This is a genomic window from Flavobacterium hungaricum, from assembly GCF_015182285.1.
GTDB classification, from domain to species: domain Bacteria; phylum Bacteroidota; class Bacteroidia; order Flavobacteriales; family Flavobacteriaceae; genus Flavobacterium; species Flavobacterium hungaricum.
In genome coordinates this window covers 906,710-926,845 of the sequence record NZ_PRDM01000002.1, presented here as the reverse complement: position 1 = coordinate 926,845, position 20,136 = coordinate 906,710, and the positions used below count along the sequence as shown (strand labels likewise).

Below are 20,136 nucleotides of genomic sequence, written 5' to 3'. Positions count from 1 at the left end.
TAATTATAATAATGATTTTAACTATTGATTAGTACTTTAACACTTCTTTCCTTGATGAATCTGTAAAAAGAACACTCTTTTTGGTATCAAATGCCGAGACATGTGTAATATTTTGCTGTTCAGCATTCCAGTCCACTAAAATGGTATTTGAGATTTCTAAGGTTTTGAATTTATCAACCTCTTTTATTCTGGAATAACAAACCAAAACATCGCCTGCTTCTACCTCTTTAGACAAAAAAGTAATGCCTTTTGATTGCCCGTTAACTTTGATCAAAAAATGTTCTGAAAGGTATTTTTTCAACAAATCTACATCTGCCTGCGTTTCTTTATCAGTACCGACAAAAGTTTTTTTGTGGTACTTTTTTTCCATTGCATTATTCAAATCATCTATAAAAATCCTCGAAGTAATTTGAAGCATTTTTTTTTCGGAGGCGTAATTTACTTGAAAAACCCCCACATAAAATTTATGAAAAGTAAAAGACGAAGACAAAAAAAACACCAACGCCAGCAGACTGTAAACTAATTTCTTTTTCATTTGTGGGTAACTTCGGCCTTCTTGAATTCTTTATTTTTATTAATCATAAAATCTATTAACTCAAATTTCTGATCTGGTTTTACCAATTGTTTAGACTGAGGATCATTAGAACAATACATCAGAAACAATTCAATTTCGTCTGGTTTCAAGCTTAACGTTTTAGTAAAGAAATCTTTAGTAAAATTATCTTTTGCATATTCTGTAAAGGCGATATCCGATATAGCTTCCTCCTTTATCTCGTCGTTTTTCCTCAAAGCCTTTTTAACATCTTTAAAGATTCGGACAAAATCCATTCCGTACTTAATAGTCTGATCCGACAAACTCACTTTGTTTTCTGGACTGGATTGCAAATCATCTTCAAACTGCATGTCTACAATTTTCTGAGAACCGCCCTGCAATGATTTTACTTTTAATTCTTTATGAACAACAACCTCTTTCAATTGATTGCTTACTAAATCCAGTTTTGCAATAAACAAAACTTCAGCACAATCTTTCTCTGTTAGTACAATCTTTTTAGACTGAAATGCTAAACCAGAAAACAACAAGGTGTCTTTTGGCCGCGCCATTATATCGAACAAACCTCCCGAACCTATAAAAGTTCTGACATTTGCATTAATATTCATTACATAACCGCTTTCTATTGCTAGAAAATCATTTTTTACCTGTCCGTGCAGAGGTTTTCGCGAAGCGTTTTGCCCTAATATAATTTGACAAAATAAGCTTACAACGAGTATAACTAAATTATTTTTCATTTTCGAGAATTGTTAGATATTTTCTTGCTAAATCTGTGATCAAAAACATACTCATTGTTTTGTTCTTTGTATTCAAAGATACAGCAAATTCGGCATCATCTACACAAAATAATTGAAATCCTTTTATATAATCTACAGGTATCTTCAAACGATCAGTGTAATAATTCTCATCAAAAAGATATTCCAGTTTCCTAAAAAGAGCTTCTTTTTTCTCCACATTTACCTCCTTTTTCAGCATTGCAGTACGCCCAGAAATTGAGTTTAAAATCTTATCTACAGAAGTTGAATTTGCAGTATACAATTTTCGTTCTGCAGGAGTATACTTCTTTTGCCCGTGCGGAATAATCCCTAAATTCTCTGCCGTTATGTGTGCATTTTCATTTACAACGACTTCTTTTAATTCGATTTCTTTAGCAGTCATTTTAAAAACAATAACACTCATATTCAGATCTTCAGCAGTTATTCGATGTTTTAAGGGCTCAAGATTAACAGCAGAAAAAACCAAAACATCTCCCTCACGAACTGCAATAGCAAAATTCCCGTCAGCATCAGAAACTGCGGTAACCTGCGTAGTGTTATTGATGATATTCACCCCCTCAACAACCGAAGACTGCTCTAATATCCTTCCCAACAATTCTTTTGATACTGTTTTCTGTCCAAAGCTTATTTGAACAAAAAATAAAAAAAGGACAATTATTATTTTATTACTTGATTTCACCTGCAATTAATTCTTTGTATTTAACTGCCAGCTCACCCAGCAAAAATTCTGTTGATGTTTTATTTTTTGAATTTAAAATCTTGGTGAATTTATCATTCTCTACTGCATAATATTCAAATCCCTTAACGTATTCGGCAGGTATTTTTAAGCGTTCTACAAAATGCTCCCAAGTAAACATTTTTTCTAAAAGCTTCATAAAAAATTCTTTCTTTTCTACCTCAACCTCTTTTTTAAGCATAGCGGTTCTGCCTGAGAAAAAATTCAGTAAAGGATCAGCCGAAATCGATCCGCCAACCATTCCGCCAGCATTAGCAGTTGCATTTAATGCTGTTGCAGTATGTAATTTTCGCTCTGCCTCTGTGTAATGTTTTTGTCCCTGCGGCACAATACCTAACGAAACCGCATTAATATTATCATATTTCTTGACAATAACCTCTTCTAGCTGATACATCACCATACTTAGCTTTACGCTAAAATTAAGATCCGAAAAATTTTCTAAGACCAGTTTAACTCGTTTTTCTTTAAAACTAACTGAAGAAAAAACCAAAACATCTTCTGGCTTTGCTAAAATCGAAAAAGCACCAGAAGCATCAGTAGTTACAGTCGCTTCTGTTTGCGCATTAATCACGTAAACACCCTCTAAATCTGAAGTATTGGAGGTAATTTTCCCGTTTATAAGCAAACGTTCGTCGGTTTGGCACCAAACAGATTGAATAGCGGTAACAAGCAAAAAACAAGTGATTTTCTTAATCAAGACAAAATAATTTAAAGGAATTCTTAAAAGCGTAAAAATATCTTAATGTGTTCCAAATATAGTATTAAGAACATGGTAAAAATATGTTAATTAAAACAGCAAAAAAGATCTCAAAAAGAGAGATTTTAATACCTTTAGCGAACATAAATCAGCGATTACAATCATGAAAAATATCCTTATTGCCAGCACCTCAACACTGCACGGCGGCAGTTACTTAGAATACCTGCTCCCAACTTTACAAGAGCATTTTAAAAATTGCAAAAACCTGCTTTTTATTCCTTACGCAAGACCCGGCGGCATATCTCATGACGAATACACTCAAAAAGCCGCGCAAGTATTTAGTTCGATCGGAATTGACGTGAGAGGCATTCATGAATTTGAAAATCCGCAGGATGCTGTAAAAAATGCAGAAGGAATATTTACAGGAGGAGGAAACACTTTTTTATTGGTTACACAGCTTTACAAAAACAATGTAATGCAATTACTTTCTGAAACCGTAAAAAATGGCACGCCTTATTTGGGTTCCAGTGCAGGAAGCAACATTTGCGGTTTGTCGATGCAGACCACAAACGACATGCCTATTATTTACCCTCCAAGTTTTCAAACCTTAGGATTAATTCCATTCAACATTAATCCGCATTATTTAGATGCTGACCTGCAGTCTAAACATATGGGAGAAACGCGCGAAACCAGAATCAAAGAATTTCACGCTTTTAACGCTATTCCTGTTTTAGGTTTAAGAGAAGGAAGCTGGCTGGAAGTAAAAGGCGACAAAATCACTTTAAAAGGAAATTTATCGGCTAGATTGTTTACTCAAAATAAAGAACCACAAGAATTAGCACCAGAAAGCGATTTGAGTGACTTGAAATAATCTCAAACCATATAAGTGATATAATTTCTATTTAAATAATACAGCTTTCAGAAAAGCTTATTTAAATTATATCACTTATATGGTTTTAAAAAAACAAAAAAACAAAAAAGCCTCAAACAATGTTTGAGGCTTTTGAAGAGCGAAAGACGAGGCTCGAACTCGCGACAACCAGCTTGGAAGGCTGGAGCTCTACCAACTGAGCTACTTTCGCATTAACAGGGTGCAAATATAAATAATTTTTTATTATTAAAAAATAAAAATCAAAAATTATTTATTTTTGACAAAAAAATCTAAACTTTAAAAGTTCAATTTTTTAGAGCGAAAGACGAGGCTCGAACTCGCGACAACCAGCTTGGAAGGCTGGAGCTCTACCAACTGAGCTACTTTCGCATTGGTGGTGCAAATATAAGGAGAAAGTTCAGTTCAAAACAAGTATTTTTGCAAAAAAATTCAATTAAAAACAACAATTATTTATAACTAATTTAAAATTAAAAAGTTATAAATTCATTTATTTTATCAATTTTATGAATACCATTAAAGAAATCTCGTCTCAAGAAACTTATTCAGTACGCCAGCCTGTTCTTAGACCAAACAGACCAATTGAAAGCTGCATCTTTGAAGGCGATGATTTACCCACAACAACACATTTCGGATTATTTGAAAATAAAGAATTAACAGGAATTATTTCGTTATTCAAACAAATCAATCCTATATTTGCTGCCGAAAACCAAGCACAGATTCGCGGCATGGCAGTGCTGGATAATCACCAAAAAAAAGGTTTTGGAGAAGCCTTAGTAAAACATTGCGAAAATCATTGTAAGGATCAAAACATTGATTTAATATGGTTTAACGCTAGAACGGCCGCGGTTGGGTTTTATCGAAAAATGAATTATCAGGTATCTGGAGAACCTTTCGATATTAAAGATGTTGGAGAACATTATTTAATGTTTAAACAAATATAACTATGAAGAAACTTTACCTTTTGTTAGTATTATCGATTGTTATTGGATGCAAAAAAGACGCTCCAAAAATCAAACCTGTTACAGTAAAAAAACCTGTACCAGCTATTATACTTACTGACGAAAGAACTGTAGAGATTGATACCGCTGCAATTGGCCGCTATAAAAGCGAAACACTGAAGCAGTTTTATGCGGCCTCTGAAAACAAAACAGTTTGGGGAAACTTAAAAAAAAGGACTTTTGTTTTATCTCAATTTGAAAAATCTGAAAAACTAGGATTAGAACCTGAAGATTATAAATTTTCGCAGCTGCAAAAATTTGAAGAAAAAATAAGCTCTTTGAGCGATACCGATCTGGCTACCTACGACATTTTACTAACCTATAATTTCGAAAAATACCTCAATCATTTATACAAAGGAAAATTAGATCCTAAAAAACTGTACGGCAATTGGGATCTGGAAGAAAAAACTTTTGATGTCAATACCATTCTCGTAAAAGCTTTTAACAGAAACAAATTAGACAGTATTGTAGAAAACATTCAACCTAAAGCTGAGACTTACAAACAGCTTTTAAAATCATTGGAAATTATTAATGATTTTCCAGATGACAAGGACATTCCAGCAATAGAAGGTGTTGTAAAATTAAACCTAAAAGATACCAGCAAAGCTTTAATTGCTATTAAAAAAAGGCTGCTGTTTTGGAAAGACATGTCAGGAAAGGACAGTTTAACCCAAATATACGATCAAAAGACTTTTGAGGCTGTTAAGAATTTTCAAGAAAGACACGGTTTAGCTGCAGATGGAGTTATTGGAGCTGGAACTATTAAGGCATTGAATTATTCTAAAGAACAGCGCAGACAGCAGATTATTGTTAATCTAGAAAGATGGAGATGGTTTTCTTGTGAATTTGCAGAAAATTATTTCATCATTAATATTGCCAATTACAGTCTAAATGTTATCGAAAATCAAGATACCACTTTAGTTCGAAACATCGCCGTTGGAACCAATAAAAGAAAAACACCAGTATTAACTTCAAAATTAAGAACCGTTGTTTTTAATCCAACCTGGACAGTACCTCCTACAATTTTAAAAGAAGACGTGGTTCCGGCCATGAAACGAAACCGTAATTATCTGGCTAAAAAGAATATTACCATTTACGATTCTTCTGGAAATGTAGTTGCCCCAGCAGCTTGGAACGAAAACAAACCGAATAGATACCGCTATGTTCAAAGCCCTGGCTACAATAACTCTTTGGGTTTAATGAAAATTATGTTTCCTAATCATTACAGCGTGTATCTGCACGATACTAATCATCGTAATATTTTTGGAAGAAACAACAGATCTTTGAGTTCTGGCTGTGTTCGAGTAGAAAATCCGCTGGAACTGGCACAGCATATTTTGGACGACGGAGGTTCTTGGCCGCAGGATCGAATCGATACTATTATCGCTTCTAAAAAGACGACAAGTGTCAAAATCACTAAAAATTACGCTTTGTACCAATGGTACTGGACAGCATGGAGCAAAAAAAATCAGCTCTTATTCAGAGCTGATATTTATGATCTTGATGCCGATTTGTATTCTAAATTAAGAAATTAACTTCTCCTCCATCGCAAAACTTCTTGACGGATGATAGATATACAAACACGATTTGTCTTTTATTAATTGAATGATTTCATCCGTCAATTCTACTGGAACTGCAGGACAGCCTTGGCTTCTTCCTAATCTTTTATGGTTTCTTATAAAAGATTCAGAAACATAATCTGCACCGTGCATTACTACACCTCTTTCGCGTGCATTGTCATTAACACCATTTTCTAAACCATCTAAGCGTAAAGAAGCGCCATGTTTTCCTTGGTAAATTTCTCCTGTAGCATAAAAACCTAAACTGCTTTTAAAAGAAGAATTAAGGTTTGAGAATGCCGTAGCAAATTCTTCACCAGTATTTCTTCCGTGCGCTACAAGTGAATTAAACAAAATGGTATTGGTCGTTAAATCAATAACCCACAAACGTTTTGTGTTTGAAGACAAACTGAAATCAATAAGAGTTAAAATATTCTTTTTTATAACCCCTTTGTCTTTCAATAAATAAAATCCTTTTAAAGCTTCCGAGAAAGTTTTAAGCTCAGGCATTTTATAATTGTTAGGATTTAAAGCATTGTAAACGCTTTCAACTTTAGCGTCAACTGTTACTTTTTCAACTTTAGCAATTGTTCTTACAGTTGCTTCTTTTTTAAGATCGGCAGTGTTTTTCGACTCTTTTCCAAAAGACAATAACAAAAACACAAACAACGGATAAATTTTGTAAATCATTGAATTTCTTTAGGTTAAACAAAAAATTTGGGTAAGGCAAAAGTATAAAAAATTCACCCTTAGCAAAATAGAATACTGATTTTCAGGGCTTTTTTGTTGAAATTTTAACATTATTAACATAAAAACGCTGTTTCTGTAAGATTTTTTCTTCTGCAGGTTATCCTAAAAAAATAGAGATTTTTCTTAAAAAAATCAAAAAAAAGTGGGAATTTTGAAACTTAAACTGTAACAATTGAAACAAAATGTTGTCTATTGTTTCTAAATTAATGTATCTAGCCACTAATTCGCATTCAAAATTTCAATGAAAAATACCATTTTCTTTAGCTTACTATTTTCCACCTTATGCGGTTATGCCCAGAATCAAAAAAAAACAATTCAGGCGCAGGCAACTACACAAGCTATCTTTATTGACGGAAAATTAGATGAAGCGGCTTGGGAAAATGCTTCTTCTGCCAACAATTTTATCACATTTGAACCCGATAACGGAAAACCTGAGCCAGAAAATCAAAAAACAATTATCAAAATTGTGTACGACAATGAGGCTATTTACATAGGCGCAATGATGTATGATAATGAGCCGGATAAAATTTTAAAAGAGATTTCGCAGCGGGATAATTTTGGAACAGCAGATTTATTTGGTGCTTTCATAAACGGTTTTAACGATGGACAGCAGGATTTTATGTTTTACGTTTCTGCCGCAGACGTACAGGCCGATTGTATTATGACCGATGCCAATGGCGAGGATTATTCTTGGGATGCAGTCTGGATCAGTAAAGCAGCTATTACTAATGATGGATGGATTGTAGAAATGAAAATTCCGTACTCAGCCCTGCGTTTTTCAGCAGAAAACAAACAAACTTGGGGAATCAACTTTTTCAGGGAAATCAAACGCACTCGTTATAAATATACTTGGAATTTTGTCGACGCAAAACTCGGAACTTTTACACAGCAGACTGGAGCCTTGGAAGGCATTGAAAATATCAAACCGCCTACCCGATTGTTTTTTATGCCTTATGCTTCTTATTATTTAAATGCCGGCGAAGGCCAGAAAACCTATGGCACCATGAAGGGCGGTATGGATATTAAATACGGTATAAACGATGCCTTTACTGTTGATGCTATTTTAATTCCTGATTTTGGACAGACCAAATACGACGATCAGATTCTAAATCTCGGGCCTTTTGAACAGCAGTTTAACGAGAACAGGGCTTTTTTTACCGAAGGAACTGACTTATTCAATAAAGGAAAAATGTTTTATTCCAGAAGAATTGGAGGCGCCCCTACTATTGAACCCGATTTAAATGAAAATGAAGAGATTATTGAAACTGTTCAAAATGTAAATCTTATCAATGCATTAAAACTGTCAGGCAGAACCAAAGGCGGTTTGGGAATCGGAATCTTGAATGCAGTGACAGAAAAAACATTTGCCACTATTAAGGATACGATCTCTGGAGAAACAAGACGTGCGGTTGTTGAGCCTTTGACAAATTATAACGTATTGGTTTTGGATCAGCGTTTCAGAAAAAATTCGTCTGTCACTTTTATTAATACAAATGTAACCCGAAACGGTCACTACAAAGATGCAAATGTTACGGGACTCGCTTGGGATTTGAACACAAAGGCAAATACGTACAGCTTATTTGGAAACGTAAAGTACAGCACCATCAATGATACTAAAGATACAAATGGTATATTTTCGACGATTAGTTTTGCCGAAACCAGCGGTAAATACCGCTATAGTGTAGGGACTGATTTTGTGTCTAAAAATTTTGATCCAAACGATTTGGGAATTAATTTTTATACCAATTACTATAATGTTTATGGGAATGCAAATTACAGAATCTTAAATCCGACCAAACGTTTTAACAGCTTTAGGATTGATTACGAAATGTACAGCGAATTTAATAAAGAATCAGGAAAAGTACAGGACAACAAAATCGCCGCAGAACTAAATCTCAGCACCGTTAAAAACAATTATTACGGCATCGGATTTACGGCTTCGCCTTTAGAATCGCATGACTATTATGAGCCGAGAACCTCAGATCGTTATGTGATCATACCGAGGAAAATAGACTTTTGGGCCAGCCTTTCAACCAATTACAATTATAAATTTGCCTTAGACCTGAATCCGTCATTATCTATTGCAGACGAGCCCGGCCGTGCAGCGTACGGCGTAGACATTGGACCTAGATATCGATTTAATGATAAGTTACTGCTGACTTATACTTTTAGCTTTGTCAAAAGAAACAACAACAAAGGTTTTATAGACAGCTTTGATGATGACGCTAATGAAAACACACCTTCAACTATTGTATTTGCTAATCGCGACGTTATTACTTATGCCAACACCATTAGTGGAAAATACGCAATCAACAGCGCGATGACTTTAAATCTGGCTGTACGCCAATATTGGTCTTCAGCAGAAAACAAAGACATTCTTAAACTTGAACCAGACGGAACTTTGGATCCGTATCCGCAATACACTGAAAACAAAAATTCAAGTTTTTATTCTTGGAATGCCGATTTATCGTACTCTTGGTGGTTTGCACCTGGAAGCCAGCTTTCTGCTTTATACCGGAACAATGCTTCTAATTTTGAACGTATAATCGATAAGGATTTTAAAAATAATTTTACACGGCTTTTAACCAATGATGCCTTGAAACATATCTTTTCTATCAGTGTAAAATATTTTATTGACTATAATGCTGTCAAAAATAAGCTGAGAAAGAGAGCCTAGCGTGAAATAATTTTAAAAAATTCAGACTTCTATAATTAAATTGGTATTTTTTTACAAGCTTCATTTTATTAAATATAATTGTACCGATGACTTTCGCGAACATTTTAGAAATGACTTATCTTTGTAGAAAACAAAAAGTAATGAACAAAAAAGTTATCCTTATGATTTTAGATGGTTGGGGAAAATCTCCTGACCCTAAAGTATCTGCAATCGACAATGCAAATGTTCCTTTTATAAACAGCCTTTACAGAAATTACCCAAATGCACAACTTAGAACCGACGGTTTAAATGTTGGTTTACCAGAAGGTCAAATGGGAAACAGTGAGGTTGGCCACATGAATCTTGGTGCAGGAAGAATTGTATATCAAGATTTAGCCAAAATTAATTTAGCCGTAGAGCACAAAACTTTAGCAAAAGAACAAGTTCTTATCGACGCGTTTACTTACGCTAAAAACAACAATAAAAAAGTACACTTTTTAGGATTAGTTTCAGATGGCGGCGTTCACTCGCATACTTCACACCTTCGCGGACTAATCGATGCTTCTCAAGAATATGGTTTAGATCAAGTTTATGTTCACGCTTTTACAGATGGTCGTGACGTTGACCCTAAATCTGGTGCAAAATACATTCATGATTTAGAAGATTATATTAAAGAGACTCCAGTTAAAATTGCTTCTATCGTTGGTCGTTATTACGCAATGGATCGTGATAAACGCTGGGAACGTGTTAAACTAGCTTACGATTTAGTAGTAAACGGAATCGGAATTCCTTCTACAAATGCTGTTAAAAGTGTTCTGGAAAGCTACGAGCATGATGTGACAGATGAGTTTATCGCTCCGGTTGTTATGGTTGACGAAGAGCAAAAACCGTTGGCAACTATTGTTGAAGGTGATGTGGTGATTTTCTTTAACTTTAGAACAGACCGCGGACGTGAACTTACAGAAGCGCTTTCGCAGCAAGATTTCCACGAGCAGAACATGCACAAATTAAACTTGTACTATGTGACGCTTACCAATTATGACGAAACGTACCAAAACGTAAAAGTAGTTTACAATAAAGATAATATTACTGAAACACTTGGTGAGGTTTTAGAACAAGCAGGTAAAAAACAAATCAGAATTGCGGAGACTGAGAAATATCCTCACGTAACGTTCTTTTTCTCTGGCGGACGTGAAGTTCCTTTTGAAGGCGAATCTCGTATTTTAAGAAATTCTCCAAAAGTGGCAACTTATGACTTGAAACCAGAAATGAGTGCTTATGAACTTACTGATGCACTTGTTCCTGAATTAAATAAAGGCGAGGTTGATTTTGTTTGTCTGAACTTTGCAAACGGCGACATGGTTGGTCACACCGGAATTATGGATGCTGCTATTAAAGCCTGCGAAGCGGTTGACGCTTGTGCAAAACAAGTAATCGAAGCTGCTCTTGCCAACAATTATACTACGATTGTAATTGCAGATCACGGAAACTGCGAAACGATGATCAATCCTGACGGAAGCCCAAATACAGCACACACGACAAACCCAGTGCCGATTATTTTGGTTGACAAAGATTTGAAAAATATTCAAGATGGAGTTTTAGGCGACATCGCTCCTACTATCTTAGAATTAATGGGCGTACAGCAGCCAAACGCAATGACTTGTCATTCGCTTTTGTAGAAAACGCCTAAACTTTTAAACCATATAAGTAATATAAGTTCATTTTAATCGAACTTAAAAAATCTCGCAAAGACGCTAAGTCGCAAAGAAATTTATAAAGCTTTGCGCCTCTGCGACTTTGCGAGAACTATTTTATACTAGAATGTAACGCTTAGTTTAGCTTTTATCTTATGTGATATTTTCATTTCTTAAATTAAGCAATGCTTATTTATATTTATATCCCATTTTGTCAGCCTGAGCGAAGTCGTAGGCACATGACTTTAAGATTCAAAAAGGCTTCGGCTTCACTCCGCCTGACATTCGTGTCTATTACTCAAAATCAAACAATAAAATAATGATACAATTGCTCAACACCATAAATCACAAGTCCGATAAAGCCGCCGACTAAAGTGCCGTTGATTCTGATATATTGAAGATCTTTACCGATTTCTAATTCTAACTTTTCCGAAACTTCTTTTCCGTCCCAAGATTTTACGGTTGATGAAATTAAATCACCAATCACTTTTTTATTATTCAAAAGAATAGAAAGTAAATCGTTTTTAATGAAGCTGTTGATTTTTTCAAACATAATTGGATCTTCTTTCAATCCGTTTCCAAAAGTCTGAACCAATCCGGCAATGCTGTTTTTAATTGCAGATTGATCTCCTTTTTCCAAATCCATAGTTATGGAAAGTTTTATTTCATCCCAAATTCCATTAATATAATCCTGCACCTCTTTTTTTCCGACAAAACCTAAAATCATATCGTTGATTTTGATTCTCATTTCTTCTGAGTTTTTTACTTTTTCTAAAAAATCAAAAATATATTCATCAATTTTTAGGCGCACTGCACTTTCAGGATTTTTGGCTTCGTTTAAAAAATCCTGTAAACCATTAAAAACGCCTTCGGTAATACTCTTATCTGCCAAGCCAAAACTTAAAAACGGAGTGGAGGATTTTACTTTCTGTCTGATTAAATCTTTATTATTGGTCAATTCGCTGCTCATTACTTCTAGAAGATTTGTGAGCATCTGGTTTTTAAGATCTCCTTTCTGCAAAGGCTCTAATGCAACCGCAACCCAATTTCCAAAATTGACTCCTTCTAACTTTTCTTTAAATTGAACTTGAATAAATCTTTTAATATCTTCGTCTTTAATCGCTTTTAAAATCCCCGGAATAATATTTACCGCCACAACATTTGCGACTTTAGCAGCATTTTGACCCTCAGAGAGCCATTCTGAAGCTTTATTTGCAAAATTGAATTCATCTAATTTAATTTCTAATTTCTCTCGATTAAGAAATTCTTCTGAAACAAAATTCCCAAGATTTTCTCCAATCTCATTTTTCTTGGTAGGGATAATAGCGGTGTGCCAAATGGGAATTCCCATCGGATGACGAAATAACGCCACAACCGCAAACCAATCGGCTATACCGCCCACCATTGCTGCTTCGCTAAATGCCTGCAGCATCGGAATTTTAAAATAAATCGCCACAATAAAAAGAAGGACCGCAACACCTAAAAGTGCTAAAGCGCTGCGCTTCATTTTTTGTAAGGCTTTAACTTTGACCATATCTTGATCTGTAATAGTTTCCATGACTGTAACCGTTTTTACTACTAATTTAAGGTTTTTTGCTGAAAAATTGAAGTACATAACGATCTAAATTAGCCACGAATTCACGAATTTTTTCTTTTTTATCTTTAAAATTTGAATTGGTGAAATTGAATTTCACCAATTCAAATTTGTATAAATTCGTGAATTCGTGGCGAAAAAAAATTACTCAAAAAATGAGATAAAAATTGTACTTTTGCGAACTGAAAATGGGAAAAATATGATTATCCAAAAAACTAGAGAGGAAATCGAATTAATGCGCGAAAGTGCCTTAATCGTATCAAAAACATTAGGAATGATTGCTTCTGAAATTAAAGAAGGAGTTACAACATTATATCTTGACAAATTAGCAGAAGAATTTATCCGCGATCATGGTGCTGTTCCAAGTTTTCTTGGATTGTACGATTTCCCAAATTCACTTTGCATGAGTCCAAATGCGCAGGTCGTACACGGAATTCCGAATAATACTCCTTTAAAAAACGGTGATGTTATTTCGGTAGACTGCGGTGCTTTTAAAAACGGTTATCATGGAGATCATGCGTACAGCTTTGAAATTGGCGAAGTGGCTCCAGAAGTAAAGAAACTTTTGAGAATTACTAAAGAATCTCTTTACGTTGGTATTCGCGAGTTTAAAGTTGGAAACCGTGTAGAGGATGTTGGAAACGCGATTCAGAAATATACTGAAGCTCATGGCTATGGTGTTGTTCGCGAATTGGTTGGACACGGTGTGGGACAAAAAATGCACGAAGAACCAGAAATGCCAAACTACGGCAAAAAAGGCCGAGGAAAACTTTTTGTTGAAGGAATGGTGGTTGCAATTGAACCTATGATTAACATGGGAACCCGAAACATCAAACAACTAAAAGACGGCTGGACAATCTTAACCGCTGACGGAAAACCAAGTGCACATTTTGAACACGACGTAGCGTTAATTGACGGGAAACCAGAATTGTTATCTACTTTCCAATACATCTACAAGGCTTTAGGAATCGAAAGCAATGAAGAAGATGAATTTAGAAAAGTGCCTTTAATTGTGTAACACGGATTTCACAAATTGTCACGAATTAATATATTGTTGAAAAATTTCACTAATTAAAATGAGTGAATTATATCTAAGAGAGGAGTCTTATAAAATAATTGGAATCTGCATGGAAGTCCATAAAATTTTAGGTAAAGGACATAGTGAAAAGGTTTATGGTGATGCTTTAGAATATGAATTTCAGCAAAATAATATTCCATACAATCGTGAATTGAAATATTGCATCAATTATAAAAACATAGTTTTACCAAGCTATTATTTCGCAGATTTTGTAGTTTATGATACAATTATTCTTGAATTAAAAGCAATTGCAATTCTTTCAAGTAGTGAAATAAAACAAACATTAAATTATTTAGCCGCTTCAAAAAACAAATTAGGTTTACTAGTCAATTTTGGTGAGGATAGTCTAAAATATAAAAGAATAATACTTTAACCCAAATCAAGGTTCGTGAAATTTCATCGCAACGTTAATTCGTGTGAATTTGTGAAATTCGTGTTCAAATTTTTTTAAACAGTGAAAAAACTTTTTAAACTTGTCCTTAATACCATTCCACGCCCATTATTAATTCGTTTGAGTTATGTGGCGCGTCCAATTTTAGCCTTCTCATTAAAGGGAGATAAATTTACTGATCCTATAGACGGGAAAAGTTTTAAATCGTTTTTGCCTTACGGATACGGAAAACAGCGTAATAATGTGCTTTCGCCAAGTACACTTTCTTTAGAAAGACACCGTTTGCTGTGGCTGTATTTAAACGATCAGACTGATTTTTTTACGGCTCCAAAAAAAGTACTTCATTTTGCACCGGAACAAGCTTTTTACAAACTATTCCGCAAGCAGAAAAATCTGGATTACACTACAACCGATTTGTTTTCGCCTTTGGCAGATGTAAAAGCAGATATCTGCAATTTGCCTTTTAAAGACAACGAATACGATGTTATTTTATGCAATCACGTTTTAGAACATATTCCAGATGATACCAAAGCAATGCAGGAATTGTTCCGCGTTTTAAAACCAGGCGGGATGGCTGTTTTGCAAATACCACAAGATTTAAATCGAGAAGTTACTTTTGCAGATGATTCGATTACCGATCAAAAAGAACGCGCCAGAATATTTGGCCAGTATGATCACGTTCGTATCTACGGAAGAGATTATTTTGACAAGCTCAGAAGTATTGGCTTTATTGTAATCGAAGAAGATTACACCAATAAAATTGCACCAGAACTAGTAGAAAAATATTGTTTGGCAAAAGGCGAAATTATACCGCTTTGCTTTAAACCTGAAAACTAGATTTTTCTAAACCATAAATGATATAAGTTCATTTTAAAAACTTGTTTAAATACTAATCATTAGATAGAATTTTTCTCTTTAATGATTAGTATTTTATTTTTTAAACCTGAAGAATTCCCCAAAATTCTACCAAAAACCAAACTGTTAACCTTGGAAAATCCATTTCAATTCTGCTTTGACATCAGTTTTGATAAAAATCTGAATGTCTTTCTTCCAACCGCCTATATTGTTGAAGGCAACGATGAAATTAAATATTTAAACAAAAAAGCAAGTACAGATGTCCTCAAAAGCTTTGGACTTGTTTTAGAAAATTTAAATCCGAATACAAAAAAGATCCTCACAGCTTGTGACGCTTTGAAACCTGAATTTATTTTTAAAAAATTCAGTGCCAAAGTCAAGTCGGCTAAATCTATTGCCGATCTGCAGAAAGATTCTAAAATTGAATTTGCCATTCGACAGCATTTAAAATTTCATTTGAGTTCGTTCTACAGTTTGATTGTACAAGAACAATTCGCGTTATCTTTTAATATTGGACCAGAAAAAGATTTTTACCGTTCAAAAGTAAGCGTAGAAACTCTTGATTTTGAGCCTCAGATTCATTTTGACAAACATGCAGAAGGCATAACCTACACCCTTTCTTTAAAAGAAAACGAAACTACATTTCTACCCATGAATCGTACTGTCGAAATTCTTTTGGACGAACCGGGCTGGCTGCTTATTAATAAAAAATTAGGGCAGTTAAAAGAGCTTAACGCTAAAAAACTTTCACCCTTTTTAAAGAAAAAATCGATCGAAATTCCGTCAAAATTAGTAGACAATTATTTCAAAAGTTTTATTCCAGAAATTGCCAAGAAAATTGATATCGAAGCAGATGGTTTCGAAATAGAACTTCGGGACACAATTATTTCCTGCACGATTCAGCCGGTTTATGATTTCTTTAAAAACTGCTATTATCTTAATTTATATTTCGATTATAACGGTTATCTATTTGATGCTTCGAAAACAAAAAAAACGCATTCGTTTGTTGATTTTACAATTCCTAATGAACCCAAAATCATTCAATTTAAACGAAATACTGAAGAAAGTTTTTATACGGATAGATTAAGCGAAATCGGCTTAACGAAAATTAAAAATGAGTTATTTGGATCCAGTTCAGAAATAGAAAATGAAGACCCTTATGCCAACGTTCAATTAATTATTGAAAATAAAGAAAAACTCGAAAGCTTAGGTTTTACTATTCAAAATTTAAAACTCGAAAGCAAAGAAATCATTGCCGAAAATCATCTGGTTTCGGCTTCTCAAACTACAAAAGAAGATTGGTTTGATATCAAAATAATTATTACGATTGGCAGTTACACGATTAACTTCAGCGAAATTATTCCGAGCATAAAAAGCAAAGAAAGACTTTTTTTATTGCCTGACGGAAACTATTTCTTAATTCCTTTAGAATGGTTTAGCAAATACAGTTCGCTGGCAAAATTTGCCAAAACAGAAAACGGAAATCTATTGCTGCGCAAAAGTAATTTTACAGCTTTAGATTCGATTCCCGAACTTAAAAGTGATGCAAATCCTGTTCAAGAAGCCGTATATGTACAGTCTTATTTGGTAAAAGCAACTTTAAGACCTTATCAGGTAGAAGGTGTAAAATGGCTATTGGGGCATTTTAATTCCAATTTAGGCGCTTGTCTGGCAGACGACATGGGACTTGGAAAAACTTTGCAGACTTTATCTGTGCTCGTTGCTGTACAAGAACAATTGGGTTTTACAACCAAAACCACCAATTTTGATTTGTTTGCAAACGAAACTACGATAGAAAGAGAACCTTTAAAAACGTTGATTGTACTGCCTTCTTCTTTGATTTTTAACTGGTATAATGAAGCTGGAAAATTTACACCGCATTTCTCGAGAATTCAATACACAGGTAATGACAGAAAACAATTGGCAGGCAGATTAGAATCGTCAGATTTGATTTTCACCAGTTACAGTGTCGTGCATCGTGATATTTCAATTTTAGAAAAATACAATTTCCGTTATTTAATTTTAGACGAAAGTCAATACATTAAAAATAAAAATTCCAAGATTTTTAAAGCGATTAACAAAATCAATACCGTTCATAAGATTGCTTTGAGCGGTACTCCGATAGAAAATTCGCTTGACGATTTATGGTCGCAGATGGAGTTTATTAATCCGGATATTCTGGGCAGTTATAATTTTTTTGCAGAAAACTTTAAAATTCCGATTGAGAAAAAACAGAATGAAGAGGTGTTAAGCGAATTAAAAAACCTGATTCAGCCTTATATATTAAGAAGAACCAAAGAGCAGGTTTTAAAAGATTTACCAGAATTGACAGAACAGATTTATTACTGCGATATGGATCCTGAACAGGAAAAATTATACGAACAGGAAAAATCTAAAGCACGTAACTTTTTGCTGAAAACCGATGGTTCTCCAGATAAAATCAGCATTATTAATACGTTGATGAAGCTGCGTCAGCTGAGTAATCATCCTAAGATGGTCGATGCGTCTTCTGAAATTGATTCTGGAAAATATACTGCGGTTACCAATTATCTGGAAAGTTTGGTGAAAGGAAAACAGAAAGCAATTATTTTCAGCTCATTTGTAACCAATTTGAGCTTTTACACCGATTGGTGCAAAGAAAATAAAATTGCGTATTGTGAAATTACGGGCGAAACTCCTGCGAATAAAAGAGAACATGAAGTAAAACGTTTTCAAGAAAAAGAGGAACCGTTATTATTTTTCATTTCACTTAAGGCGGGCGGTGTTGGTTTAAATATTACCAAAGCTTCATATGTTTTGTTTCTGGATCCGTGGTGGAATCCTTTTGCAGAAAAACAAGGTGTTGGACGAGCACATCGAATCGGGCAGTTGAATAAAGTAAACGTGATTCGTTTTATTTCTAAAAATACGGTAGAAGAAAAAATAATCAACCTGCAGGAAAATAAAAAACTGTTGTCTGATTCGCTGTTAGAAGAAAGTTTTATAAATGAAGAAATAGAAAGTAACTTAGAATATATTTTGAGTTCTTAAATCATATTGTCATAAAAATCCAATAAAACAGACTGTTTTCCGTTATATAAAATTGCTATATTTACAATCTTACAATAAAATAAGATGCCAAAATTTTTATTTCAGAACCTATTATTTGTTTTTTTCTGCAGTTCGATGTTTGCACAAGAGGTGCAAAATGAAGTTGAACCGCCTTATAATATCAAAACAGTTTCATTTATTCAAAATGGCAGTAATGTGGTTCCTATATTTGAGTTAGGATCTTCTTTCAGCTTTCAATTCGATGACTTATTTGCAAACGAAGCCAATTATTACTTTGAATTGGTGCATTGCGATTACAATTGGAAGCAGACCGATATTCCTAAAACAGATTATGTCCGCGGTTTAGACAATCAGCGCATTACAGATTATTCCAATTCTTTTAATACACTGCAGATTTATTCGCATTACAGGCTTTCGTTTCCAAATCAATTTACGACAGAGATTCGGCTGTCGGGAAATTATATGCTTCGAATTCTCAATGAAGACAAAGAAGTGGTTTTTTCCAGAAAATTTATTTTGTATGAAGATCATGCGACTGTTACTGCACAGGTAAAACGAAGCCGAAATCTAAGTAATATTAATTACAGGCAAAATCTCGATTTTGCAGTTTTGTCCAATGATATTGTTTTTCAAACGCCGCTGCAAAATGTAAAAGTACTGCTGTTGCAAAATGGAAATTTTAATACTGCGATCAAAAATATTGTTCCTCAATACACCATCGGAAATCAGCTGGTTTACAAATACGATAAAGAAACTCAGTTCTGGGGAGGCAATGAATTTTTGTATTTTGAAAACAAAGACATCCGCGCCGCAAGCAACAATGTGGGACGCATAGGTTCTAATAATGATATTTATAATGCGTATTTATATACTAACGCAGCAAGAGGAAATCAAATTTATACATTGTATCAAGATGTAAACGGAAATTTTGTTGTGAAAAACATTAACGGTTCCAACAATGATATCGAAGCCGATTATGCCTGGGTTTATTTTACACTTTCTGCCCCGGCTTTCAGATTAAATAAAGACATTTATATTACGGGAATGTTCAACAACTACAGCCTTTCTCCAGAATACAAAATGGATTATAACACCGATAAAGCCGTATTTGAGAAGGCTGTTATGATCAAACAGGGTTTTACTAATTTTCAATATACTGTTGCAGATAAAAAAGGGGTAATCGACTACGAAAATGCGATTGACGGCAACTTCTATCAAACCGAAAATGAGTACACCATTTTGGTTTATTATAAAGAAGCAACAGATCGTTATCAGCGGGTTATCGGAAAAGGAAATGCTAACTCTATCAATATAGTCAATTAAAACAATGTTAAGGTTCTCAATTACAAGATTTTTTTTTGTAGCTTTGCCTCTATAACACACACATATATACTGCGTTAGTATGGTTTCTCAAATTACAAGAGGCATAAAAATATCTGTTTTAACAAGTTTTGAAGGTACTTACTTCAAGAACTATAAGATTCATTTTGCTTTTAGTTATATAGTTACAATCGAAAATCATAGTAAAGATTCTGTACAGTTAACTTCTCGTCATTGGGAAATCTTTGATTCATTAAATGACTTAGAGGTTGTTGACGGTGAAGGTGTAATTGGTAAAAAACCAGTTTTAAAACCTGGCGAAAATCATACTTATAGTTCGGGTTGTTTATTATCATCTCCTTATGGAGCAATGAAAGGTCATTTTAATATGATCAATTTTACTACCACAAAAACATTCAAAGTAATAGTCCCTACTTTTAGAATGTGCGCTCCCTTTGCATTAAATTAAGGATTAGTCTGCATCTGTTGCTTTTATCGTTATCTTAATCATAAATTTGTCAATTTATTAATTTATCCTT

General features: G+C 34.2%; 17 protein-coding genes and 2 tRNA genes. 11 read left to right on the top strand and 8 right to left on the bottom strand.

Annotated features, from left to right (window positions below; all coding sequences use genetic code 11):
• Positions 1 to 28 precede the first annotated feature (28 nt).
• The 4 genes from C4F50_RS11770 to C4F50_RS11755 all read right to left on the bottom strand — a co-directional run bounded on the left by C4F50_RS11770 (position 29) and on the right by C4F50_RS11755 (position 2,759).
• Positions 29 to 535 carry a DUF6702 family protein gene (locus C4F50_RS11770; protein ID WP_194138851.1) on the bottom strand — a complete coding sequence of 169 codons (507 nt, stop codon included), beginning with the start codon at positions 533 to 535 and terminating at the stop codon, positions 29 to 31.
• Positions 532 to 1,287, bottom strand: a complete 756-nt coding sequence (bamP, locus tag C4F50_RS11765) for a BamP family beta-barrel-assembly machinery protein (RefSeq protein ID WP_194138850.1) — start codon at positions 1,285 to 1,287, stop codon at positions 532 to 534. The genes C4F50_RS11770 and bamP overlap by 4 nt, the downstream gene beginning before the upstream one ends.
• Positions 1,277 to 1,918: a carboxypeptidase-like regulatory domain-containing protein gene (locus tag C4F50_RS11760; protein ID WP_228012004.1), complete on the bottom strand. Its 642-nt coding sequence runs from the start codon at positions 1,916 to 1,918 to the stop codon at positions 1,277 to 1,279. The genes bamP and C4F50_RS11760 overlap by 11 nt, the downstream gene beginning before the upstream one ends.
• A gap of 73 nt (positions 1,919 to 1,991) precedes the next feature.
• On the bottom strand, positions 1,992 to 2,759 hold the full coding sequence (locus tag C4F50_RS11755; RefSeq protein ID WP_194138848.1) for a carboxypeptidase-like regulatory domain-containing protein: 768 nt from the start codon (positions 2,757 to 2,759) through the stop codon (positions 1,992 to 1,994).
• Positions 2,760 to 2,922: 163 nt separating this feature from the next.
• Here C4F50_RS11755 and pepE point away from each other — a divergent pair, with 163 nt between their 5' ends.
• On the top strand, positions 2,923 to 3,630 hold the full coding sequence (gene pepE / locus C4F50_RS11750) for a dipeptidase PepE (protein ID WP_194138847.1): 708 nt from the start codon (positions 2,923 to 2,925) through the stop codon (positions 3,628 to 3,630).
• Positions 3,631 to 3,768: 138 nt separating this feature from the next.
• On the opposite strand, the gene C4F50_RS11745 is transcribed toward pepE, so the two are convergent.
• Together C4F50_RS11745 and C4F50_RS11740 are read right to left on the bottom strand one after the other, a co-directional pair.
• A tRNA-Gly gene (locus C4F50_RS11745) sits at positions 3,769 to 3,841 on the bottom strand.
• A 106-nt stretch (positions 3,842 to 3,947) separates the two neighbouring features.
• Positions 3,948 to 4,020 (bottom strand) — tRNA-Gly (locus C4F50_RS11740).
• 134 nt (positions 4,021 to 4,154) lie between these two features.
• Between C4F50_RS11740 and C4F50_RS11735 the strand changes: the two genes are divergently transcribed.
• Together C4F50_RS11735 and C4F50_RS11730 are read left to right on the top strand one after the other, a co-directional pair.
• Entirely contained in the window at positions 4,155 to 4,592 is a 438-nt protein-coding gene (locus tag C4F50_RS11735; RefSeq protein WP_194138846.1) for a GNAT family N-acetyltransferase, read from the top strand.
• A 2-nt stretch (positions 4,593 to 4,594) separates the two neighbouring features.
• Positions 4,595 to 6,184, top strand: a complete 1,590-nt coding sequence (locus C4F50_RS11730) for a L,D-transpeptidase family protein (protein ID WP_194138845.1) — start codon at positions 4,595 to 4,597, stop codon at positions 6,182 to 6,184.
• On the opposite strand, the gene C4F50_RS11725 is transcribed toward C4F50_RS11730, so the two are convergent.
• Complete coding sequence (locus C4F50_RS11725; RefSeq protein WP_194138844.1) at positions 6,173 to 6,898, bottom strand: murein L,D-transpeptidase catalytic domain family protein; 726 nt, start codon at positions 6,896 to 6,898, stop codon at positions 6,173 to 6,175. The two genes, C4F50_RS11730 and C4F50_RS11725, sit on opposite strands and share 12 nt — an antisense overlap.
• Before the next feature lie 301 nt (positions 6,899 to 7,199).
• Between C4F50_RS11725 and C4F50_RS11720 the strand changes: the two genes are divergently transcribed.
• Entirely contained in the window at positions 7,200 to 9,635 is a 2,436-nt protein-coding gene (locus C4F50_RS11720) for a DUF5916 domain-containing protein (RefSeq protein WP_194138843.1), read from the top strand.
• Positions 9,636 to 9,775: 140 nt separating this feature from the next.
• The gene (gene gpmI / locus C4F50_RS11715; protein ID WP_194138842.1) at positions 9,776 to 11,293 is read left to right on the top strand and encodes a 2,3-bisphosphoglycerate-independent phosphoglycerate mutase; all 1,518 of its coding nucleotides are present in this window, start codon (positions 9,776 to 9,778) and stop codon (positions 11,291 to 11,293) included.
• A 319-nt stretch (positions 11,294 to 11,612) separates the two neighbouring features.
• Here the strand turns inward: gpmI and C4F50_RS11710 are convergent, their stop codons facing one another.
• The gene (locus C4F50_RS11710; RefSeq protein WP_194138841.1) at positions 11,613 to 12,866 is read right to left on the bottom strand and encodes a DUF445 domain-containing protein; all 1,254 of its coding nucleotides are present in this window, start codon (positions 12,864 to 12,866) and stop codon (positions 11,613 to 11,615) included.
• Positions 12,867 to 13,101: 235 nt separating this feature from the next.
• Between C4F50_RS11710 and map the strand changes: the two genes are divergently transcribed.
• The 6 genes from map to apaG all read left to right on the top strand — a co-directional run bounded on the left by map (position 13,102) and on the right by apaG (position 20,066).
• Positions 13,102 to 13,920 (top strand): type I methionyl aminopeptidase, encoded by an 819-nt coding sequence (gene map, locus C4F50_RS11705; protein ID WP_194138840.1) that lies wholly within the window; start codon positions 13,102 to 13,104, stop codon positions 13,918 to 13,920.
• Between the two features lie 58 nt (positions 13,921 to 13,978).
• Positions 13,979 to 14,353, top strand: coding sequence for a GxxExxY protein (locus C4F50_RS11700; RefSeq protein ID WP_194138839.1), 375 nt, complete (start codon positions 13,979 to 13,981; stop codon positions 14,351 to 14,353).
• Between the two features lie 81 nt (positions 14,354 to 14,434).
• Complete coding sequence (locus C4F50_RS11695) at positions 14,435 to 15,208, top strand: methyltransferase domain-containing protein (RefSeq protein WP_194138838.1); 774 nt, start codon at positions 14,435 to 14,437, stop codon at positions 15,206 to 15,208.
• Between the two features lie 150 nt (positions 15,209 to 15,358).
• Positions 15,359 to 18,256, top strand: a complete 2,898-nt coding sequence (locus C4F50_RS11690; RefSeq protein WP_228012003.1) for a DEAD/DEAH box helicase — start codon at positions 15,359 to 15,361, stop codon at positions 18,254 to 18,256.
• An 84-nt stretch (positions 18,257 to 18,340) separates the two neighbouring features.
• The gene (locus tag C4F50_RS11685) at positions 18,341 to 19,600 is read left to right on the top strand and encodes a type IX secretion system plug protein (RefSeq protein ID WP_194138836.1); all 1,260 of its coding nucleotides are present in this window, start codon (positions 18,341 to 18,343) and stop codon (positions 19,598 to 19,600) included.
• 79 nt (positions 19,601 to 19,679) lie between these two features.
• On the top strand, positions 19,680 to 20,066 hold the full coding sequence (gene apaG, locus C4F50_RS11680) for a Co2+/Mg2+ efflux protein ApaG (protein WP_194138835.1): 387 nt from the start codon (positions 19,680 to 19,682) through the stop codon (positions 20,064 to 20,066).
• Positions 20,067 to 20,136: the final 70 nt, after the last annotated feature.

Coding starts and splice junctions, on each gene's coding strand:
- gpmI (WP_194138842.1), top strand. CDS start 9,776: ATGAACAAAAAAGTTATCCTTATGATTTTAGATGGTTGGGGAAAATCT.
- C4F50_RS11730 (WP_194138845.1), top strand. CDS start 4,595: ATGAAGAAACTTTACCTTTTGTTAGTATTATCGATTGTTATTGGATGC.
- C4F50_RS11710 (WP_194138841.1), bottom strand. CDS start 12,866: ATGGAAACTATTACAGATCAAGATATGGTCAAAGTTAAAGCCTTACAA.
- bamP (WP_194138850.1), bottom strand. CDS start 1,287: ATGAAAAATAATTTAGTTATACTCGTTGTAAGCTTATTTTGTCAAATT.
- C4F50_RS11725 (WP_194138844.1), bottom strand. CDS start 6,898: ATGATTTACAAAATTTATCCGTTGTTTGTGTTTTTGTTATTGTCTTTT.
- apaG (WP_194138835.1), top strand. CDS start 19,680: ATGGTTTCTCAAATTACAAGAGGCATAAAAATATCTGTTTTAACAAGT.
- map (WP_194138840.1), top strand. CDS start 13,102: ATGATTATCCAAAAAACTAGAGAGGAAATCGAATTAATGCGCGAAAGT.
- C4F50_RS11700 (WP_194138839.1), top strand. CDS start 13,979: ATGAGTGAATTATATCTAAGAGAGGAGTCTTATAAAATAATTGGAATC.
- C4F50_RS11735 (WP_194138846.1), top strand. CDS start 4,155: ATGAATACCATTAAAGAAATCTCGTCTCAAGAAACTTATTCAGTACGC.
- C4F50_RS11720 (WP_194138843.1), top strand. CDS start 7,200: ATGAAAAATACCATTTTCTTTAGCTTACTATTTTCCACCTTATGCGGT.
- pepE (WP_194138847.1), top strand. CDS start 2,923: ATGAAAAATATCCTTATTGCCAGCACCTCAACACTGCACGGCGGCAGT.
- C4F50_RS11770 (WP_194138851.1), bottom strand. CDS start 535: ATGAAAAAGAAATTAGTTTACAGTCTGCTGGCGTTGGTGTTTTTTTTG.
- C4F50_RS11685 (WP_194138836.1), top strand. CDS start 18,341: ATGCCAAAATTTTTATTTCAGAACCTATTATTTGTTTTTTTCTGCAGT.